15 protein-coding genes, 1 other RNA gene and 1 pseudogene are annotated in these 17,169 nt (G+C 68.2%); 7 read left to right on the plus strand and 10 right to left on the minus strand.

Annotated elements, in window-relative coordinates:
• Positions 1-830 precede the first annotated feature (830 nt).
• From ACFVYN_RS27855 to ACFVYN_RS27865, 3 genes are read left to right on the plus strand one after another with little or no spacing between them, the layout of a single operon-like run.
• On the plus strand, positions 831-2,123 hold the full coding sequence (locus ACFVYN_RS27855; protein ID WP_390003028.1) for an ABC transporter substrate-binding protein: 1,293 nt from the start codon (positions 831-833) through the stop codon (positions 2,121-2,123).
• A complete protein-coding gene (locus ACFVYN_RS27860) occupies positions 2,120-3,064 on the plus strand; it encodes a carbohydrate ABC transporter permease (protein ID WP_390003031.1) in 945 nt (314 codons plus the stop codon). The genes ACFVYN_RS27855 and ACFVYN_RS27860 overlap by 4 nt, the downstream gene beginning before the upstream one ends.
• Positions 3,061-3,885: a carbohydrate ABC transporter permease gene (locus tag ACFVYN_RS27865; protein WP_390003034.1), complete on the plus strand. Its 825-nt coding sequence runs from the start codon at positions 3,061-3,063 to the stop codon at positions 3,883-3,885. Before ACFVYN_RS27860 ends, ACFVYN_RS27865 begins: the two co-directional genes overlap by 4 nt.
• Positions 3,886-3,959: 74 nt before the next feature.
• On the opposite strand, the pseudogene ACFVYN_RS27870 reads toward ACFVYN_RS27865, so the two are convergent.
• Positions 3,960-5,184, minus strand: a pseudogene (locus ACFVYN_RS27870) (RNA-guided endonuclease InsQ/TnpB family protein).
• An 89-nt stretch (positions 5,185-5,273) separates the two neighbouring features.
• Here ACFVYN_RS27870 and yicI point away from each other — a divergent pair.
• The 3 genes from yicI to ACFVYN_RS27885 all read left to right on the plus strand — a co-directional run bounded on the left by yicI (position 5,274) and on the right by ACFVYN_RS27885 (position 9,008).
• Positions 5,274-7,523 (plus strand): alpha-xylosidase, encoded by a 2,250-nt coding sequence (gene yicI, locus ACFVYN_RS27875; RefSeq protein ID WP_390003037.1) that lies wholly within the window; start codon positions 5,274-5,276, stop codon positions 7,521-7,523.
• On the plus strand, positions 7,523-8,527 hold the full coding sequence (locus ACFVYN_RS27880) for a LacI family DNA-binding transcriptional regulator (RefSeq protein ID WP_390003040.1): 1,005 nt from the start codon (positions 7,523-7,525) through the stop codon (positions 8,525-8,527). Before yicI ends, ACFVYN_RS27880 begins: the two co-directional genes overlap by 1 nt.
• 79 nt (positions 8,528-8,606) lie before the next feature.
• Positions 8,607-9,008, plus strand: a complete 402-nt coding sequence (locus ACFVYN_RS27885; RefSeq protein ID WP_390003043.1) for a nitroreductase family deazaflavin-dependent oxidoreductase — start codon at positions 8,607-8,609, stop codon at positions 9,006-9,008.
• A 35-nt stretch (positions 9,009-9,043) separates the two neighbouring features.
• Here the strand turns inward: ACFVYN_RS27885 and ACFVYN_RS27890 are convergent, their stop codons facing one another.
• The 7 genes from ACFVYN_RS27890 to ftsE form a co-directional block, all read right to left on the minus strand.
• Positions 9,044-9,670 (minus strand): hypothetical protein, encoded by a 627-nt coding sequence (locus ACFVYN_RS27890; protein ID WP_390003046.1) that lies wholly within the window; start codon positions 9,668-9,670, stop codon positions 9,044-9,046.
• 31 nt (positions 9,671-9,701) lie between these two features.
• Complete coding sequence (locus ACFVYN_RS27895; protein WP_390003048.1) at positions 9,702-10,385, minus strand: hypothetical protein; 684 nt, start codon at positions 10,383-10,385, stop codon at positions 9,702-9,704.
• A 117-nt stretch (positions 10,386-10,502) separates the two neighbouring features.
• Positions 10,503-10,889: a transfer-messenger RNA gene (ssrA, locus tag ACFVYN_RS27900) on the minus strand.
• A gap of 105 nt (positions 10,890-10,994) precedes the next feature.
• Complete coding sequence (gene smpB, locus ACFVYN_RS27905; protein ID WP_352391203.1) at positions 10,995-11,537, minus strand: SsrA-binding protein SmpB; 543 nt, start codon at positions 11,535-11,537, stop codon at positions 10,995-10,997.
• A gap of 123 nt (positions 11,538-11,660) precedes the next feature.
• Positions 11,661-12,833: a S41 family peptidase gene (locus ACFVYN_RS27910; RefSeq protein ID WP_390003051.1), complete on the minus strand. Its 1,173-nt coding sequence runs from the start codon at positions 12,831-12,833 to the stop codon at positions 11,661-11,663.
• A 68-nt stretch (positions 12,834-12,901) separates the two neighbouring features.
• Positions 12,902-13,819, minus strand: coding sequence for a permease-like cell division protein FtsX (gene ftsX, locus ACFVYN_RS27915; protein ID WP_359433363.1), 918 nt, complete (start codon positions 13,817-13,819; stop codon positions 12,902-12,904).
• 42 nt (positions 13,820-13,861) lie between these two features.
• A complete protein-coding gene (gene ftsE, locus ACFVYN_RS27920) occupies positions 13,862-14,551 on the minus strand; it encodes a cell division ATP-binding protein FtsE (RefSeq protein WP_352391116.1) in 690 nt (229 codons plus the stop codon).
• A gap of 236 nt (positions 14,552-14,787) precedes the next feature.
• Here ftsE and ACFVYN_RS27925 point away from each other — a divergent pair, with 236 nt between their 5' ends.
• On the plus strand, positions 14,788-14,979 hold the full coding sequence (locus ACFVYN_RS27925; RefSeq protein WP_390003054.1) for a hypothetical protein: 192 nt from the start codon (positions 14,788-14,790) through the stop codon (positions 14,977-14,979).
• A gap of 104 nt (positions 14,980-15,083) precedes the next feature.
• On the opposite strand, the gene ACFVYN_RS27930 is transcribed toward ACFVYN_RS27925, so the two are convergent.
• The gene (locus ACFVYN_RS27930; protein ID WP_390003057.1) at positions 15,084-15,737 is read right to left on the minus strand and encodes a hypothetical protein; all 654 of its coding nucleotides are present in this window, start codon (positions 15,735-15,737) and stop codon (positions 15,084-15,086) included.
• A 293-nt stretch (positions 15,738-16,030) separates the two neighbouring features.
• Entirely contained in the window at positions 16,031-17,137 is a 1,107-nt protein-coding gene (gene prfB / locus ACFVYN_RS27935; RefSeq protein WP_390003060.1) for a peptide chain release factor 2, read from the minus strand.
• Positions 17,138-17,169 lie beyond the last annotated feature (32 nt).

Below are 17,169 nucleotides of genomic sequence, written 5' to 3' on the forward strand. Positions count from 1 at the left end.
AACAACAGCCCCAGCAGCCCGTGGGAGCGGGCGTTGTGCGCAGTTCCCCGCGCCCCTGAGTGCCTGCGGCGACCCGTGCGGCTCCGGCGGGGCGTGTGGAGCGCGCGGGGTCGGCCGACGGTTCCGTCCTGGCACAGGCGACGGCAGCTCCCTGGGGGCGCGGGGAACTGCGCGACCAGCCCCCACCGGCCCGCAGCCCGACGACCGCTCCCACCCGGGCAGGACCACCAGCACCACGACCCCAGCAGCCGACAACGCTTCCGCGCGACCTACAGCATCCCGGTCACGGCAGCCGCAACCGCCCTGACGACCAACCTCGCCCGATCGCCCGAACAAGACGCTTCCACGAGCGACACCGGTGCACAGACCCGTCCCGGCGGCCACCACGCCCTACGGCACCCCCGGCACCACAGCCCCAGCAGCCCGACGACCGCCCTCACCCGGACAGACGCCACAACGGCCTGCCCCCCCCCCGCCGTCACCGTCCCGCTCCCCAGCACCGCCCCCAGAAGCCCGTCCGGCGGATCACCTGTCACCGACGGCGGCCTACGGCATCCCGGTCGCAGCAGCCGCAGCACCCCTGACGACCATCCTCACCCCCACAAGGCCCACCACGTCACACCACCATCCACCGTTCCGACGATCGCCGCCTCCCCACCCCGTCGTCGAATCGCTTCACCTGATCCCGCACAACCCATTGACGACCTTCGACACCCCCACATACGTTCCTTCGTCGAAGCGCTTCGACAGGGGTCGTCGAATCGAGTCGAATCGACGACCCCTGCCCGACGCGCGGCCCGAAGCACCATCCGACTCCCCGGAGGTACGGGATGTTGACGGCACGAAGGCGTGTGGTGGCGGCGGCGGTGGTCCTGACCGGATCGCTGCTGATGACCTCCTGCGGGGACTCGGACAGCGGGTCCTCCGACGGGAAGACACTGCGGCTGTGGCACTACGAGGGTCCGACCAGCGCGATGGGCATCGCCTGGAAGGAGGCGATCAAGGAGTTCGAGGCCACGCACCCCGGTGTGAAGGTGGAGTTCGAGGAGAAGAGCTTCGACCAGATCCAGAAGACCGCCCCGATGGTCCTCAACTCCTCGGACGCGCCGGACCTCATGGAGTACAACAAGGGCAACGCGACCGCGGGCCTGCTCTCCAAGCAGGGCCTGCTCACCGACCTCACACAAGAGGCGACCAAGCGCGGCTGGGACAAGAAGCTCAGCCCGAGCGTCCGCACGACGAGCCTCTACGACACCAACGGCGTGATGGGCTCCGGCAAGTGGTACGGCGTCCCCAACTACGCCGAGTACACGCTGGTCTACTACAACAAGGACCTCTTCAAGAAGTACGGCATCGCCGAGCCGAAGACGTTCGCCGAACTAACCGCCGCCATGGACAAGTTCGTGGACGAGGGAGTCACCCCGCTCGCCAACGGCGGCGCCGCCTACCCGGCCCAGCAGTACCTCTACCAGCTCGCGCTCTCGAAGGCCGACCGCGCGTGGGTGAACTCGTACCAGCTCTACAAGGGCAGGACCGACTTCCACGACGCGGCCTGGACCCACGGCGCCGAGACCTTCGCCGACTGGGTCAAGAAGGGCTACTTCAGCAAGAGTTCAAGCGGCCAGAACGAAGAGGCCGCCGGTGTCTCCTTCACCTCCGGCAAGGCGCCGATCCTCTTCTCCGGCAGCTGGTGGTACGGCCGCTTCAAGACGGACAACACGTTCGACTGGGGCACCTTCCGCTGGCCCGGCTCGAAGCTCACCCTCGGCTCCGGCGGCAACCTCTGGGTCGTACCGAAGGGTTCGAAGAACAAGGACCTCGCCTACGACTTCATCGACATCACCATGTCGAAGAAGATCCAGAACCTGCTCGGCAACTCCGGCGGCGTCCCGGTCGCGGCCGACGCCTCCGCCATCACCGATCCCCGGTCGAAGACCCTGATCGACGACTTCAACACCCTTTCCAAGAACGACGGCCTGGCCTTCTACCCCGACTGGCCGGTCCCCGGCTTCTACGACGTCCTCGTCTCGGAGACCCAGAAGCTGATCACGGGCAGCGAGAAGCCCGACGGCTACCTCAGCGATCTCCAGGACGCCTACGACAAGGGCGCGCCGAAGCAATGACGGCGACCGTCGAACGGAGTGCGCGGGCGGTCGGCAAGGACAGCACCCCACGGCCCCCGCGCCGCCCCCGCGACTCCTACGCCCTGTTCCTCCTCCCCGGTGCCCTCGCCTTCCTCGCGGTCATCGTCGTGCCGTTCGTGATGAATACGTACGTGAGCTTCACGGACTGGCAGGGCGTGGGCTCCCCCGAGTGGTCGGGTCTCGCCAACTACCGCGAGCTGCTGGACGATTCGGAGTTCTGGGCGTCGTTCCGGCACAGCCTGTTCATGGTCGTGGCGATGGCGGCGATCCCCACCGTGCTCGGGCTGGTCCTCGCCGCCGCCCTGTTCGACTACGTCGGCAAGCACTTCGGGTCGAGAACAGCCGCCGTCCTGCGCGCCTGCTTCTACCTCCCCCAGGTGCTGCCGATCGCGGTCGCCGGCATCGTCTGGAGCTGGATCCTCGCCCCCGACAACGGCTCCCTCAACGCCCTCCTCAAGGCGATCGGCCTGGGCAGCTGGCAGCAGGACTGGCTCGGCGACCCCGATCTCGCCCTCTACAGCGTCATGGGCGTCATGGTCTGGGTCCAACTGGGCTTCCCGCTGGTCATCTTCATGGCCGGCCTGCAACGCGTCGACCCGCAACTGCACGAGGCGGCCGAGCTGGACGGCGCCGGCTGGTGGCGCCGCTTCTGGCACATCACGCTGCCGCAGATCCGCCCGGAGATCTACGTCGTCCTGACCTGGTGCTCGATCGCCGCGCTCAAGGTATTCGGCGCGGTGTACGTGCTGACCAAGGGCGGGCCAGGCGGCGCCACGGACGTGCCGTCCTACTTCTCCTTCACCACGTTCTTCGAGAAGACGCAGGTCGGCTACGGCGCCGCGATCTCCACCGTGCTCACCGTCATCATCCTCGCGCTCTCCCTGATCGGTCTCAGGCTCCAGGAGAGGACCGACGCATGACCACCGCCCTGCGCCGCTACCCGGTGCTGATCGCCCTGTGCATCGCGGCCCTGTTCATGATCGTGCCGTTCCTCATCGTCACGGTCAACGCCTTCAAGTCCCCCACGGAGTACGCCCAGAACGGCCCCCTCAGCCTCCCCGACGGCCTCTACACCCAGGGCATCAAGGACTTCTGGGAGCGCGTCGACTTCGGGCAGAAGCTGGCCAACTCGGTACTGATCAGCGGCTCGGTGGCCGTACTGGCCGTAATCCTGTCGGTCCTGAACGCCTACGCGATCGGCATCGGCCGTATCAAGGGCCGCACCTGGGTCCTCGCCTTCTTCGTCCTGGCGAACATGCTGCCGCAGGAGGCGCTGGTCTACCCGGTCTACTACCTGAGCAAGGAAGCAGGCCTCTACGACACCCGGTTGAGCGTGATCATCGTGTTCACGGTGATCCAGGCGGCCTTCGGCACGTATCTGCTCGCCGCGGTCCTCGGTCAGTTCCCCCGCGAGATCCTGGAGGCGGCCCGGATCGACGGCGCGACCAAGTGGCAGGTCCTGTGGCGGATCGTCGTCCCCGTCAGCCGCCCCACCCTCGGTGTGCTGCTGGTCTTCTTCTTCATCTGGACCTGGAACGAGTTCCTGCTCCCCCTGGTCATGCTGATCTCCAACGACAACCAGACGGTGTCGGTGGCCCTCGGCGTCCTCCAGGGCCAGCGCCTGATGGACGCCACGATGACCAACGCGGCCGCCCTGCTCGGCGTGCTCCCCGCGATCGTGTTCTTCCTCGTCTTCCAGCGAACCCTCACCCGCGGTATCGCCGTGGGTGCGATCAAGTGACCCCCTCGATCGACCAGTGCGGTCCCCTCGCGCGGCCACCGCCGTGGGTGCCGTCAATTGACCTCTCTCCTCCGTCAGAGGAGACGCTCCGACTCCGCGCCATTACATGACGCTCCTTCGAAGCCTTCCTGCTTCGCCGCCGACTGCCCCATCCGGAAGGATCTTCCGTTGAGGTCTTACACCGGCTCCACAGGCCGACACCGCCAGCCCGGCGGCCAGAAGGTTGCGTGCCGCGTTCGTATCCCGGTCGTGGGTCACGCCGCAGCCCTCGCATGTCCAAACACGAACATTCAGGGGAAGCCGGTCACGGATCAGACCACATGCCGAGCACGCCTTACTGCTCGGATGCCAGCGATCAACGGCGATCAACTCCCGCCCGTACCAGTCACACTTGTACTCCAACATGCTCCGCAGTTCCGCCCACGACGCGTCCGAGATCGCACGCGCGAGTTTGCGGTTCTTGAGCATGTGCCGCACCGTCAAATCCTCGATCACGATCAGTTGGTTCTCCTGAACGAGACGAGTGGTGACCTTGTGCAGGTGGTCCCTGCGTCGGTCGGCGATGCGAACGTGCACTCTCGCGACCTTGACACGGGCCTTCTCCCGATTCCTGCTCCCTTTCTGTTTGCGCGACAGTTCGCGTTGTGCCCGCGCCAGCCGAGCGCGCTCACGCTTTTCCTGCTTCGGGTTCGTGATCTTCTCGCCAGTCGACAGTGTGAGAAGACTGGTGACTCCCGCGTCCATTCCGATGCGTCCGGTGGCTTCTTCGGCCGTTACGAGGTCCTCGCACAGCACGGACACGAACCAGCGCCCCGCCGCATCCCGGGAGACGGTCACCGTGGACGGATGGGCCCCTTCCGGCAGACGCCGAGACCAGACGATGGCGAGCGGTTCACTCATCTTCGCCAGAAACAGATCGCCACCGCGCCAGCGGAAGGCGGCTCGGGTGTACGTGGCCGAGGAACGCGATCTCTTGCGGGATTTGAACCTTGGGTATTTCGCCCGCTTCTCGAAGAACGCCTGAAATGCAAGTTGAAGATGTCGCAGTGCCTGTTGCAACGGCACCGAGGACACTTCCCGCAGGAACGCAGTCTCTTCACTCGCCTTGAGTACCGTCAGCGAGCGATCCGTAGCTGGATAGCCGATCTTCTCACCACGCAGGGTGTACGCCTCAGAGCGAAGCTGCAGGGCCCAGTTGTACACGTAGCGAACGCAACCGAAGGTGCGTGTCAGCTCCGTCGCTTGCTCACTGGTGGGATAGAAGCGGTACTTGAATGCCCGCTTCACCTGCTGCTTCATGCTTACACGCTACCTACCTCTTCATGTAAGCACCCTGTGTTTCGGGAAAGTCCCCGGCCAGGAAGCCAAACCATCACCGGAGGCGGCAAGTGAAGTTCACCGACGGCTACTGGATGCTGCGCGAGGGCGTCACCGCCGCCCATCCGGCCCAGGTCCACGAGGTCGCCGCGGCGGACGGCCGACTGGACATCCTCGCGCCGACCCAGCCCATCCGCCGCCGCGGCGACCTGCTGAAGGGACCGGTCGTGACGATCAGCGCCCACGCCCCGATACCCGACGTCATCGGCGTCACCTTCACCCACTTCGAGGGCGAGCAGCCGCAGGGCCCCCGGTTCGAGGTGCGGAAGGAGGACGTCACCGCGCACACGGAGTACGACGAGGAGTACGCCACCCTCACCTCCGGCTCCCTGTCCGTCCGGGTGGCCCGCACCGGCACCTGGCAGGTCGACTTCCTCGCGGGCGGCCGGCTGCTGACCGGCAGCGGCCCCAAGGGCATGGGCATCATGCGGGACGCCTCGGGCGCCCACTACCTGCGCGAGCAGCTGGGCCTCGGCGTCGGCACCTCGGTGTACGGCCTCGGCGAACGCTTCGGGCCGCTGGTGAAGAACGGCCAGGTCGTCGACATCTGGAACGCCGACGGCGGCACGGCCACCGAACAGGCCTACAAGAACGTCCCGTTCTACCTCACCGACGCGGGCTACGGCGTCTTCGTCGACCACCCGGGCAAGGTCTCCTTCGAGGTCGGCTCGGAAGCGGTCTCCCGGGTGCAGTTCAGCGCGGAGACACAGGAGTTGACGTACTACGTCATCTACGGCCCGAGTCCGAAGGAGATCATCCGCAAGTACACCGCCCTCACCGGCCGCCCGGCCCTCCCGCCCGCCTGGTCCTTCGGCCTGTGGCTGTCGACGTCCTTCACGACCTCGTACGACGAGGAGACGGTGACGTCCTTCATCGAGGGCATGCGGGAGCGCGAACTCCCGCTCTCTGTCTTCCACTTCGACTGCTTCTGGATGCGCGAGTTCAACTGGTGCGACTTCCAGTGGGACCCGCGGGTCTTCCCCGACCCGGAGGGCATGCTCGCCCGGCTGCACGAGCGGGGCCTCAGGGTCTCCGTGTGGATCAACCCGTACATCGCCCAGCGCTCCCCCCTCTTCGCGGAGGGCAAAGCGCTCGGCCATCTCCTCAGGCGCCCCGACGGCAGCGTCTGGCAGTGGGACCTGTGGCAGCCCGGCATGGCGCTGGTCGACTTCACCAGCCCGACCGCCCGCGACTGGTACGCGTCCAAGCTGGAGGCACTCCTCGCCCAGGGCGTGGACTGCTTCAAGACCGACTTCGGCGAGCGGGTCCCGCTGGACGTGGAGTGGTCCGACGGCTCCGATCCGGAGCGGATGCACAACTACTACGCGTACCTCTACAACCAGACCGTCTTCGACGTGCTGCGCAAGCACCGCGGCGAACAGGAGGCGGTGGTCTTCGCCCGCTCGGCCACCGCGGGCAGCCAGCAGTTCCCGGTGCACTGGGGCGGCGACTGCGAGGCGACCTACGAGTCGATGGCCGAGTCCCTGCGCGGCGGCCTCTCCCTTGGCCTGTCCGGCTTCGGCTTCTGGAGCCACGACATCGGCGGCTTCGAGGGCACCCCGACACCGGCGCTGTTCAAGCGCTGGCTGGCCTTCGGACTCCTCTCCTCCCACAGCCGGCTGCACGGCAGCTCCTCCTACCGGGTGCCGTGGCTGTTCGACGAGGAGTCCGTGGACGTCCTGCGGCACTTCACCCGCCTCAAGCTGAAGCTGATGCCGTACCTCTACGAGGCCGCGCGCACCGCCCACGCCGAGGGCGTGCCGGTGATGCGGGCGATGGTCCTGGAGTTCCCGGACGATCCCGGGTGCGCGCACCTGGAGCGGCAGTACATGCTCGGCCCCGACCTGCTGGTCGCGCCGGTGTTCGACGACGAGGGCGAGGTCTCCTACTACGTCCCCGAGGGCACGTGGACCCACTTCGTGACCGGCGAGACGGTGACCGGGCCGCGCTGGGTGCGCGAGAAGCACGACTTCCTGAGCGTCCCGCTGCTGGTCAGGCCGGGCGCGGTGGTCCCGGTCGGCGCGGTGGACGACCGGCCCGACTACGACCACGCCGACGGCGTCACCCTGCGGGCGTACGGCCTCGGGCGGGGCGAGCAGGTCACGGTACGGGTCGGCGAGGTCGCCTTCACCGTCGTACGCGAGGGGGACACGCTGCGGGCGTCCTGCTCCGACCCCTCGGCGCCCTGGGGGCTCGCCGCGGGCGGGCGCGAGACGCGGGCGCGAGCCGGTACCGGGTTCCTCTCCCTGGAGCTGGGCTGATGGCGAAGATCACCGATGTGGCGCGGCGGGCCGGAGTCTCCCCCAGCACCGTCTCCTACGCGCTCAGCGGCAAGCGCCCGATCTCCGAGGAGACCCGGCAGCGGGTCGAGGCGGCCATCCGCGAGCTGGGCTACCGCCCGCACGCGGGCGCCCGCGCCCTGGCCGGCAGGCGCTCGAACGTGCTCGCCCTGGTCGTGCCCCTGCGGTCCGGGATCCATGTCCCCACCGTGATGCAGTGCGCGGTGTCGGTGGTGACGACGGCCCGGCGGCACGGCCACGACGTGCTGCTGCTGACCCAGGAGGAGGGGGAGGACGGCCTGGCCCGGGTCGCGGACACGGGGCTGGTCGACGCGCTGATCGTGATGGACGTCGCACTGGACGACCTACGGCTGCCGTTGCTGCGGTCACTGGACCTGCCGTCCGTGCTGATCGGCTTCCCGGCCGCCCCGGAGGGCCTGACCTGCGTCGACCTCGACTTCAGGGCGGCGGGCGAGGCGTGCGTGGAGCATCTGGCGCGGCTGGGTCACCGGTCGGTGGCCCTGGTCGGCTCCCCACCGGAGGTGTACGTGCGCCGGACGGCCTTCGCCCAGCGCGTGGTCCAGGGCTTCACGGCCGCCGCGGACCGCTCCGGGATGTCGTCGGCCGTCCACCCCTGCGAGCCGGACGGCGCCCGCGCGGTCGCCGAACAACTCCTGCGCGAGCAACCCGCCTTGACTGGAGTCGTCGTCCACAACGAACCCCTGCTGCAACCCCTGGTCGACGCCTTCGAGCACCTGGGCCTACGCGTCCCGGCCGACCTGTCGGTCACCGCGATCTGCCCCGACGAACTGGCCGAGTCGGTCCGCGTCCCGATCACCTCGGTCACGCTGCCGTCGGCGGAGCTGGGCGCGCGGGCGGTGGAGCTCCTGATGAAGAAACTGAACGGGACATCCGTACCGGAGTCGACCTTGCTGCCGCCGAGGATGACGGAGCGGGCTAGTACGGGGCGGCGGACGGTGGCCTGACTGCCGGGGTTACCGGTCTGCGGGGGTCGCCCTATCGTGGGGAGCCTGACGGCACACTCTCCGTGGGGAGTCATTCGCGATGCGCGTCTATCTGAAACCGCCCTGGATGCAGCGCCACGTGGCCAACCGGCTGGTCCCCTTGTTCCAGCGGTCGATGATCTCCCGCCTCACCGTCAAAGGCCGCCGCTCGGGCCGCGAGCGCACGGTCCCCGTGGCGGTCCTGGACCACGAGGGCGAGCGCTACCTCGTCTCGTACCGCGGCCGGAGCGACTGGGCCCTCAACCTGCGCGCCATCCCCGAGGCCCGCCTCACCACCGGCGGCCGCACCGAGCCGATCACGGTGGAGGAGGTCCCGGAATCCTCCCGTCCTCCACTGCTCGCCGCCTACCGCAAGGCCTACGGCTCCATGCCGACCGTCACGGGCGTCCTGGACGCACTGCCGGACCCGGCGGACCATCCGGTGTTCCGGATCCGCGCATGAGAAGACGGTGCCCCTGACGCCAGGGGCACCGTCCGTCACGCCACCAGGTGCTGCACCTGCGGCACCACGAACTCGCCGTACCGCAGCTCCGAGCCCAGTGCCGTGAGCCGCGCGTAGTGCTCCGGCGAGAGCCTCGCGCCGGACGTGGAACCGATCTCCTCCATCGCCCGCAGCAGCAGGCGGAACGCGAGATCCGGTGTGCAGCGGCGGACGCACTCCGTCAGCGCCCGCCCGACCTCGTCCGGCAGGAAGTCCGCCGCCGAGATCTCGGCGAGGACCGTGTCGGCCAGTTCCACGCCGTCCCACTCGGCGGGGACGGCGGCGGCCACCTCGACCCCGGCGTGCCTGGACAGCCAGGTGTCGCACAGGCCGGTGAGCGTCTGCATCCACCCCGTTCCCGAGGTGACACCGGTACGCCCTCCGGAGAAGAAGGGCACAGCGGTCTCCGTACCGGCCAGCCACAGCACCTCGATCGTCGCCGACGGCAGACGCAGCAGCAGCGCCGCGTCCCGCCGGACCTCGACGACGCTCTCCGGGTCCAGTCCGTCCCAGAAGTGGTAGCCGACCGCCTCGGCGGCCGTGGGCCCGTTATGGGTCCAGTCCTGGTGGAACGTACTCATCAGCCAGGTCACACCGAAGTCGGAATCGTCGACACTGCGCACTGACCGTCACCGACCTCCGTGGACAGAACCGCTAGGCGAGTCCGCCATAGGTGACGGTCCTTGCCGGGCCCACTTCACGGGCCACGCGTTCGGCCAGGTTACGGCCCCACCGGTCCAGTTCCCTGCGCCTCGCGTCGTCCTTCGCATCGTCCCTGTCGTTCAGCCACTGCTCCATGCCGGCGTTGAAGTCGGCCGCCCACCTGGACAGGTCCGCGACCAGCTCGTCGGACAGGTCCAGTCCGGCGGCGGGGTCGTCGGGAGCGAAGTCCCCGTATCCCTCCGCGCGGAGCGGGTGCCACTTGTACTCGCCCTCGACGGTGATGCGGAGCGGATACGGCGGCGTGTCGTGCTCGTCGAGGGACCAGTGCAGTCGCCCGCACCCCCAGCAGACGAACCTGTCGGTGGCGTACGCGTCGTCCCAGTACCGCACCAGCCACTGCGGCCCGAGGTACCGGGCCAGGGCCTGGGCGACCTCCAGACCCTGCTCCGCATATCTGCGCAAGGTCTGACGAGACGTGGGCCCTCCCCCGGGACGAGCCCGCGACCAGGACGTCAGCCGGTTGGCCAGGGACTCGGTCAGCCCGAGCCCGGGGTCGTCGAGCGGCACGGGGCGGGTGAACCGGGAGAGGTCGTCGGCGCCCTCCTCGTCCGCGAGATACAGCGGTGCGTCGTCACCCTGCGCACGGACCAGCAGCCGGCGTGGAGTTCGCGTCATGCGGGGTTCGCTCCCACGTGAAACCTCAGGACATGACGAAGGCCCCGCAGCCGTGAAGCTGCCGGGCCTTCGTCACTGTGTTCAATTACAAACATGGGGTTGCCTCTCGGAAGAGGCGAGTGGAGATGGCGGGAATCGAACCCGCGTCCAACGGTGCAGAAACAGGGCTTCTCCGTGTGCAGTTCGCTGCGCTTTTCTCGGCCCCGGCGATCACGCGAACAAGTCGCCGACGGGCCCAGTCACTGTTTGGTTTCCCATCGAACCCCGTGACCGGGCTCGATGGTTTAGTCCCCTAAATTATGCCAGGATCCGGGTCGGGAACACTCCCGGGCTGACACCCGTTAGGGCCTTCGCTCACTGCTTATTAGGCAGCGAGGGCGAAGACGCGGGAATCGCTCTTGGAATTGGCGATTATTGGTTGCGACATATGGTTTACGAGATCATTGCCGCTTCCTCGACACGCTTCCCCTGCCTCGACATCCGCTGTCGAAACCGATCATCCCCATGTTGTGTTGTCAATCAGCCCACCGACCGCGGCCGGTGTTGACACCATCGTACGTGACCAACGCACGCCGATGCCACTGTATTCCGGAGCCCCGGGCCCCGGGTCTACTGGCCCCGCTCCTTGCGCTTCACCGCCGCGATCGCGCGGTCCGACTCCCGCCGGTCCTGCTTCTCCCGCAGGGTCTGCCGCTTGTCGTACTCCTTCTTGCCTCGCGCGAGGGCGATCTCGGCCTTGGCCCGGCCGTTGGTGAAGTACAGGGCGAGGGGCACGATCGTGTGACCCGTCTCCTGGGCCTTCGTCTCCAGCTTGTCGATCTCCTCGCGGTGCAGCAGCAGCTTGCGCTTGCGGCGCGCGGAGTGGTTGGTCCAGCTGCCCTGGCTGTACTCGGGGATGTGGGCGTTGTGCAGCCACGCCTCGCCGCCGTCGATCTGGACGAAGCCGTCGGCCAGCGAGGTCCGCCCCTGGCGCAGCGACTTCACCTCGGTGCCGGTGAGCACGATCCCGGCCTCGTAGGTGTCGATGATCGCGTAGTCGTGCCGGGCCTTCTTGTTCTGGGCGACCAGCTTGCGCTTGCCCCCCTTCTCCCCGTCCTGCGCCTTGCCGCCCCCGCCACCCTGCTTCGGCTGGGACTCCTTCGGTACGTACATTCCCTTGCTCATAGTGCTGCCATTTTCGCACTAGGGAGGGGGGCCGGGGCCAGCCCTTAATCGAGCGGTGCGGGAGACCTCCCGCACGGCCTCCCGCACGGCCTCCCGGACCGAGGACAACCGCTAGGCGCCCAGCCCCGCGATCACCGTCTCCGCCTGCTGAAGGGCCCGGTCGTCCGCCTCCAGGTCAGGTGTGATCCCGCGCCCGTCGACGCCTCGCCCCGACGGAGTCCTGTAGTGCCCCACGGTCAGTTCTGCCACGGACCCGCCCGGCAGCGCGCTGGGCATCTGCACCGATCCCTTGCCGAAGGTCCGCGACCCCACGACCACCGCGCGCCCCCGGTCCTGGAGGGCCCCGGTGAGAAGCTCGGCCGCGCTCATCGTCCCGCCGTCGACCAGCGCGACCAACGCCCGGCTCGTGTCCCCGCCCGGCTCGGCGTGCAGCGCCTGCTGCGATCCGTCGACGTCGTAGGTCGCCACCAGTCCCCCGTCGAGGAAGGCGGACGCCGTGGTGACGGCCTCGGTGACCAGCCCGCCGGAGTTGCCGCGCAGGTCGAGGATGATCCCGCCGCCGGCCGGGGCCCGCCGTACGGCGGCACGGACCTCGTCCCCGACGCCCTTGGTGAACGAGTCGATCCTGATGAGGGTGATCCCGTCGGCGAGTTCCCGGACGGCGACCGAGTCCGTGGACAGACGGGCACGCCGGACGGTCCGCGTCCACGCGCGTGTGCCGCGCTCGAGGCCGAGCCGGACCGCCGTACCGGCGGCCGCGTCGGTGGCGTCGCCGCGCAGTAAGGAGACCACCTCGGTGACCGGTTGTCCGTCCACCCGCTCCCCGTCGACACTGCGCAGCCGGTCGCCCTCGCGGATTCCGGCGGCGGCCGCGGGCGAGTGGGAGCTCACCCTGGTCACCTCGATACGGCCGTCCCGCTCGCGCCGCGCCCACAGGCCGACGCCGGTGTACCGGCCGTCGAGGGCCTCCTCGAACTCCTCGTACTCGCCCCGGGAGTAGACGGCACCCCAGCGGTCCCCGCTGCGGCTGACGGCACGCTCGGCGGCCTCCACGGGGGACGCGCCGTCGGCCATGGCCTCCTCGGCCGCCTCGGCCACGTCCTGGTGGTGACCGGCGGGGGCGACCGAACGGGCCGCGTCCGAGGCGGACTTGTGGTCGCCGCCGTCGGCCTCGGGGAAGGAACCGGTCGCCGCGCCGGCCACCAGCACGCTCGCGAACACCAATGTCAGGGCCGCCCCGCGGCGGATGCGGCGGGGCTGACAGAACGGATCTCGGCCCGACATGCCGGTGAGTCTAGGACAACGCAAGAGGGCCGCACGGCCGGTTGACCGTACGGCCCTCTTGGCATGTGTCACACCTTCAGGTACTTGCGCAGCGCGAAGAACGCGGCCAACGCGGGCATCAGCACGCTCGCGGCGAGGATGAGCGGCAGCTTCGTCAGGACGGCGTCCCAGCCCACGAAGTTGATCAGGTTGAGCTTGGAGGCCAGGGCCATGCCGTGATCGACGGTGAAGTACCGGCCGACGACCAGGAAGACACAGGCGAGCCCGCCGCCGATCGCACCGGCGACGGCGGCCTCCATGATGAACGGTGCCTGGATGTAGAAGCCGGACGCGCCCACGAGCCGCATGATCCCGGTCTCCCGCCGACGGCTGAACGCCGAGACGCGCACCGTGTTGACGATCAGCAGCAGGGCGACGATCAGCATGAGCGCCATGACACCGAGCGCGGCCCGGTTCATCAGGTTCAGCATCGTGAAGAGGTTGTCCAGGATGCCCTTCTGGTCCTGCACGGACTGCACGCCGTCCCGGCCGTTGAACGCGGTCGCGATGACCTGGTACTTCTCCGGGTCCTTCAGCTTGATCCGGTACGACTCCTGCATCTGGTCCGGGGTGAGGGACGCGGCCAGCGGGGAGTCGCCGAACTGCTCCTTGTAGTGCTTGTACGCCTCGTCCTGCGACTCGTGGATGACCGTCTCGACGACCGACATCTTCTTCAGGTCGGAGAGGACGTCCTTCTTCTGGTCCTCGGTCACCGCGCCCTTGGCGCAGTTGGGGTCCGACTCGGCGTCGCTCTTGTTGCAGAGGAAGATCGAGACGTTGACCTTGTCGTACCAGTAGCCCTTCATGGCGCCGACCTGGTCGCTCATGAGGAGCGATCCGCCGAACAGGGCGAGCGACAGGGCGACGGAGACGATGACCGCGAACGTCATCGTGAGGTTGCGACGGAGACCGACACCGATCTCGGAGAGTACGAACTGGGCGCGCATGGCGTCTTCTTCAGGCCTTTCCGGGAACTCTTCGAACGGCGGTCAGTGCTGGTAGCCGTAGACGCCGCGTGCCTGGTCGCGGACGAGACGGCCCTTCTCCAGCTCGATGACGCGCTTGCGCATCTGGTCCACGATGTTCTGGTCGTGGGTGGCCATCAGGACGGTCGTGCCGGTCCGGTTGATCCGGTCCAGCAGCTTCATGATGCCGACGGAGGTCTGCGGGTCGAGGTTGCCGGTGGGCTCGTCGGCGATCAGCAGCTTGGGCCGGTTCACGAAGGCCCGGGCGATCGCCACGCGCTGCTGCTCACCGCCCGAGAGCTCACCGGGCATCCGCTCCTCCTTGCCGCCGAGCCCGACGAGGTCGAGCACCTGCGGCACGGACTTGCGGATCTCGCCCTTCGACTTGCCGATGACCTCCTGCGCGAAGGCCACGTTCTCGGCGACCGTCTTGTTGGGCAGGAGCCGGAAGTCCTGGAACACCGTCCCCAACTGGCGCCGCATCTGCGGCACCTTCCAGTTGGACAGACGGGCGAGGTCCTTGCCCAGCACGTGCACCTGTCCCTGGCTGCACCGCTCCTCGCGGAGGATCAGCCGCAGGAAGGTGGACTTTCCGGAGCCGGAGGACCCGACGAGGAACACGAACTCGCCCTTCTCCACTTCCAGGGAGACATCCCTGAGTGCGGGGCGGGTCTGCTTTGGGTAGACCTTGGATACGTTGTCGAATCGGATCACGGATGCACCACGGTAGGCCGGGGGTAGATGAGCGTGACCATACGCGAACCGGGTGCGCGAGCGCAGGCGCCGGTTCGGTTTGCGTATCGCTTGGGCGGTTTTGTGCCCACCTGGGAACCCCGGCTCCGGCAGCGCACAGGCGGCCCCCAGTGGAACCTGGCACAGTGGAGAGGGGAACGTTCCGGGACCCGGAGGCGTTCTCCCCGTAGAACATATTCGCAAGAAGGGTGACGCGCATGACGTACGACCGCCTGGTGTGCGCAAACTGCGCGGCACCCGTGAGCGAGGGCCGGTGCCCGGTGTGCCGCGCGAACCGCGAGCGGCTGCAGCAGGACAACCCCTTCGCGGGCCTGAACCCGACGGCCCTGATCGCCCTGCTCGCGGTCCTGATCGCGACGGTGGCACTGCTGGCGCACCAGACCGCGTAGGCGGCGGTCGAGGACATACGAAGGGCCCGGAGCGGACACGCTCCGGGCCCTTCGTCGTTCAGTATGCGCACGCTAGGCGGGCGTGCGACTACCTGGGGTCACCGTCAGGCAGCAGCGCCACCACGGCCGCCCGCCAGACGCGGCAGCAGGCGGAAGCCGACACCGCCGGCGATCATCGTGGCGGCACCGATGAGCAGGAAGGCGGTCTGACCCGCACCGGTCTCGGCGAGCTCCTTCCCGTTGCCCTGGGCCGACGTGTTGGACGTGGTGCCGGTGACGGTGAGGGCCGAGGAGCCCTCCTCCTGGGTGGAGGCGTTGGAGCCGCCGTTGGGGTCGGTGTTGCTGTTGCCGCCCCCGGCGTTGCCGTTGCCATTCCCGTTGCCGTTGCCATTCCCGTTGCCGTTCCCGTTCCCGGTGCCCGGGTCGGTCGGGTCGTCGGTGGGCTCGGTCGGGTCCTCGGTGGGCTCCGTCGGGTCGTCGGTCGGGTCCTCGGTGACCGGCGGCGTCACCGGGTCCGTCGGAAGATCGGTCGCCGGGTCCGTGGGGAGTTCGGTGACCGGGTCGGTCGGAATCTCCGTGACCGGGTCGGTCGGGTCGTCGCCGAGGCCGGAGTCGACGTTCACGCCGACCCCGCTGTCGCCCACGCCCACGTTGATCTCCAGCGCGGATGCAGCGCCGGCAGCGGTCAGCGAGGCACCGGCCGCGATCACGGCACCGGCGGCTATGCGCGCGATCCGGATCCGCGTCTTCTTCGTCATGTGGTTGCTACCCCCAGTAGCTCATCGTCAATGAGGCGGCGCTCGGGGCTGTGATCGACGGGAGAAGGTAGCGGTTGCTCAAGTCCCCCGGTTCACATGCGCCCCAGAGATACGCATGCCACGCTTTACCATTCCTATTTTTCAAAGCAACGTCAAGGCCGTTGCGGGCGCGATGTCCCGGTAAGCGCTCTTTGCCGGGGAAAGCGGTCTGTGAGTGTGATGTAAAACCCAGACATAAAGCAAACTGCCGCCCGACGGGCGGCAGTTGCAGAACGGTTGTCAAGTCGACAAAGTTACTTCTCCTGCTGCTTGCGCCAGCGAATTCCGGCTTCGAGGAAGCCGTCGATCTCGCCGTTGAACACAGCCTCGGGGTTGCCGACCTCGAAGTCGGTGCGCAGGTCCTTGACCATCTGGTACGGGTGCAGGACGTACGAACGCATCTGGTTGCCCCAGGAGTTGCCGCCGTCGCCCTTGAGGGCGTCCATCGCGGCCTGCTCCTCCTGGCGGCGCCGCTCCAGCAGCTTGGCCTGGAGGACGTTCATCGCGCTCGCCTTGTTCTGGATCTGCGAGCGCTCGTTCTGGCAGGAGACGACGATGCCGGTGGGCAGGTGGGTCAACCGGACCGCGGAGTCGGTGGTGTTGACGCCCTGTCCGCCGGGACCGGACGACCGGTAGACGTCCACGCGCAGCTCGGACTCGTCGATCTCGATGTGGTCGGTCTGCTCGACCACGGGGAGGATCTCGACGCCCGCGAAGGAGGTCTGGCGGCGGCCCTGGTTGTCGAAGGGCGAGATCCGCACGAGGCGGTGCGTGCCCTGCTCAACCGAGAGAGTGCCGTAGGCGTACGGGATCTGCACGGCGAAGGTGGTCGACTTGATGCCGGCCTCTTCGGCATACGACGTCTCGTAGATCTCGGTCTTGTAGCCGTGCTGCTCCGCCCACCGCAGGTACATCCGCTGCAGCTTCTCGGCGAAGTCGGCGGCGTCGACACCGCCGGCCTCGGCGCGGATGTTGACGAGCGCCTCGCGGGAGTCGTACTCGCCGGAGAGGAGGGTCCGCACCTCCATCTCGTCGAGCGCCTTCTTGACGGACACGAGCTCGGCCTCGGCCTCGGCACGGGTGTCCGGGTCGTCCTCCTCCTCGGCCATCTGGAACAGCACGGAGAGGTCGTCGATGCGGCCGCGCAGCGCGTCCGCCTTCCTGACCTCCGCCTGGAGGTGGGACAGCTTGCTGGTGATCTTCTGCGCCTCGTCCGGGTTGTCCCACAGGGACGGCGCGGCCGCCTGCTCCTCGAGCACGGCGATGTCTGCCCTCAGCTTGTCGAGGTCCAGAACGGCCTCGATCGACTCCATGGTCGAGGAGAGGGACTTGAGCTCTTCGGATACATCGACGACTGCCACGCCCTCCAGCCTAACGGCTGTGGCAACCGACG

This window comes from Streptomyces sp. NPDC058307 (assembly GCF_042880295.1).
Lineage (GTDB): Bacteria > Actinomycetota > Actinomycetes > Streptomycetales > Streptomycetaceae > Streptomyces.

What these genes read in the sequence shown, in the direction of transcription:
- ACFVYN_RS27930 (WP_390003057.1), bottom strand. Translation starts at nt 15,737, where the DNA reads ATGACGAAGAAGACGCGGATCCGGATCGCGCGCATAGCCGCCGGTGCC.
- ACFVYN_RS27910 (WP_390003051.1), bottom strand. Translation starts at nt 12,833, where the DNA reads ATGTCGGGCCGAGATCCGTTCTGTCAGCCCCGCCGCATCCGCCGCGGG.
- smpB (WP_352391203.1), bottom strand. Translation starts at nt 11,537, where the DNA reads ATGTACGTACCGAAGGAGTCCCAGCCGAAGCAGGGTGGCGGGGGCGGC.
- ACFVYN_RS27885 (WP_390003043.1), top strand. Translation starts at nt 8,607, where the DNA reads ATGCGCGTCTATCTGAAACCGCCCTGGATGCAGCGCCACGTGGCCAAC.
- ACFVYN_RS27855 (WP_390003028.1), top strand. Translation starts at nt 831, where the DNA reads ATGTTGACGGCACGAAGGCGTGTGGTGGCGGCGGCGGTGGTCCTGACC.
- ACFVYN_RS27865 (WP_390003034.1), top strand. Translation starts at nt 3,061, where the DNA reads ATGACCACCGCCCTGCGCCGCTACCCGGTGCTGATCGCCCTGTGCATC.
- ACFVYN_RS27880 (WP_390003040.1), top strand. Translation starts at nt 7,523, where the DNA reads ATGGCGAAGATCACCGATGTGGCGCGGCGGGCCGGAGTCTCCCCCAGC.
- ACFVYN_RS27860 (WP_390003031.1), top strand. Translation starts at nt 2,120, where the DNA reads ATGACGGCGACCGTCGAACGGAGTGCGCGGGCGGTCGGCAAGGACAGC.
- ACFVYN_RS27925 (WP_390003054.1), top strand. Translation starts at nt 14,788, where the DNA reads ATGACGTACGACCGCCTGGTGTGCGCAAACTGCGCGGCACCCGTGAGC.
- ACFVYN_RS27895 (WP_390003048.1), bottom strand. Translation starts at nt 10,385, where the DNA reads ATGACGCGAACTCCACGCCGGCTGCTGGTCCGTGCGCAGGGTGACGAC.
- ftsX (WP_359433363.1), bottom strand. Translation starts at nt 13,819, where the DNA reads ATGCGCGCCCAGTTCGTACTCTCCGAGATCGGTGTCGGTCTCCGTCGC.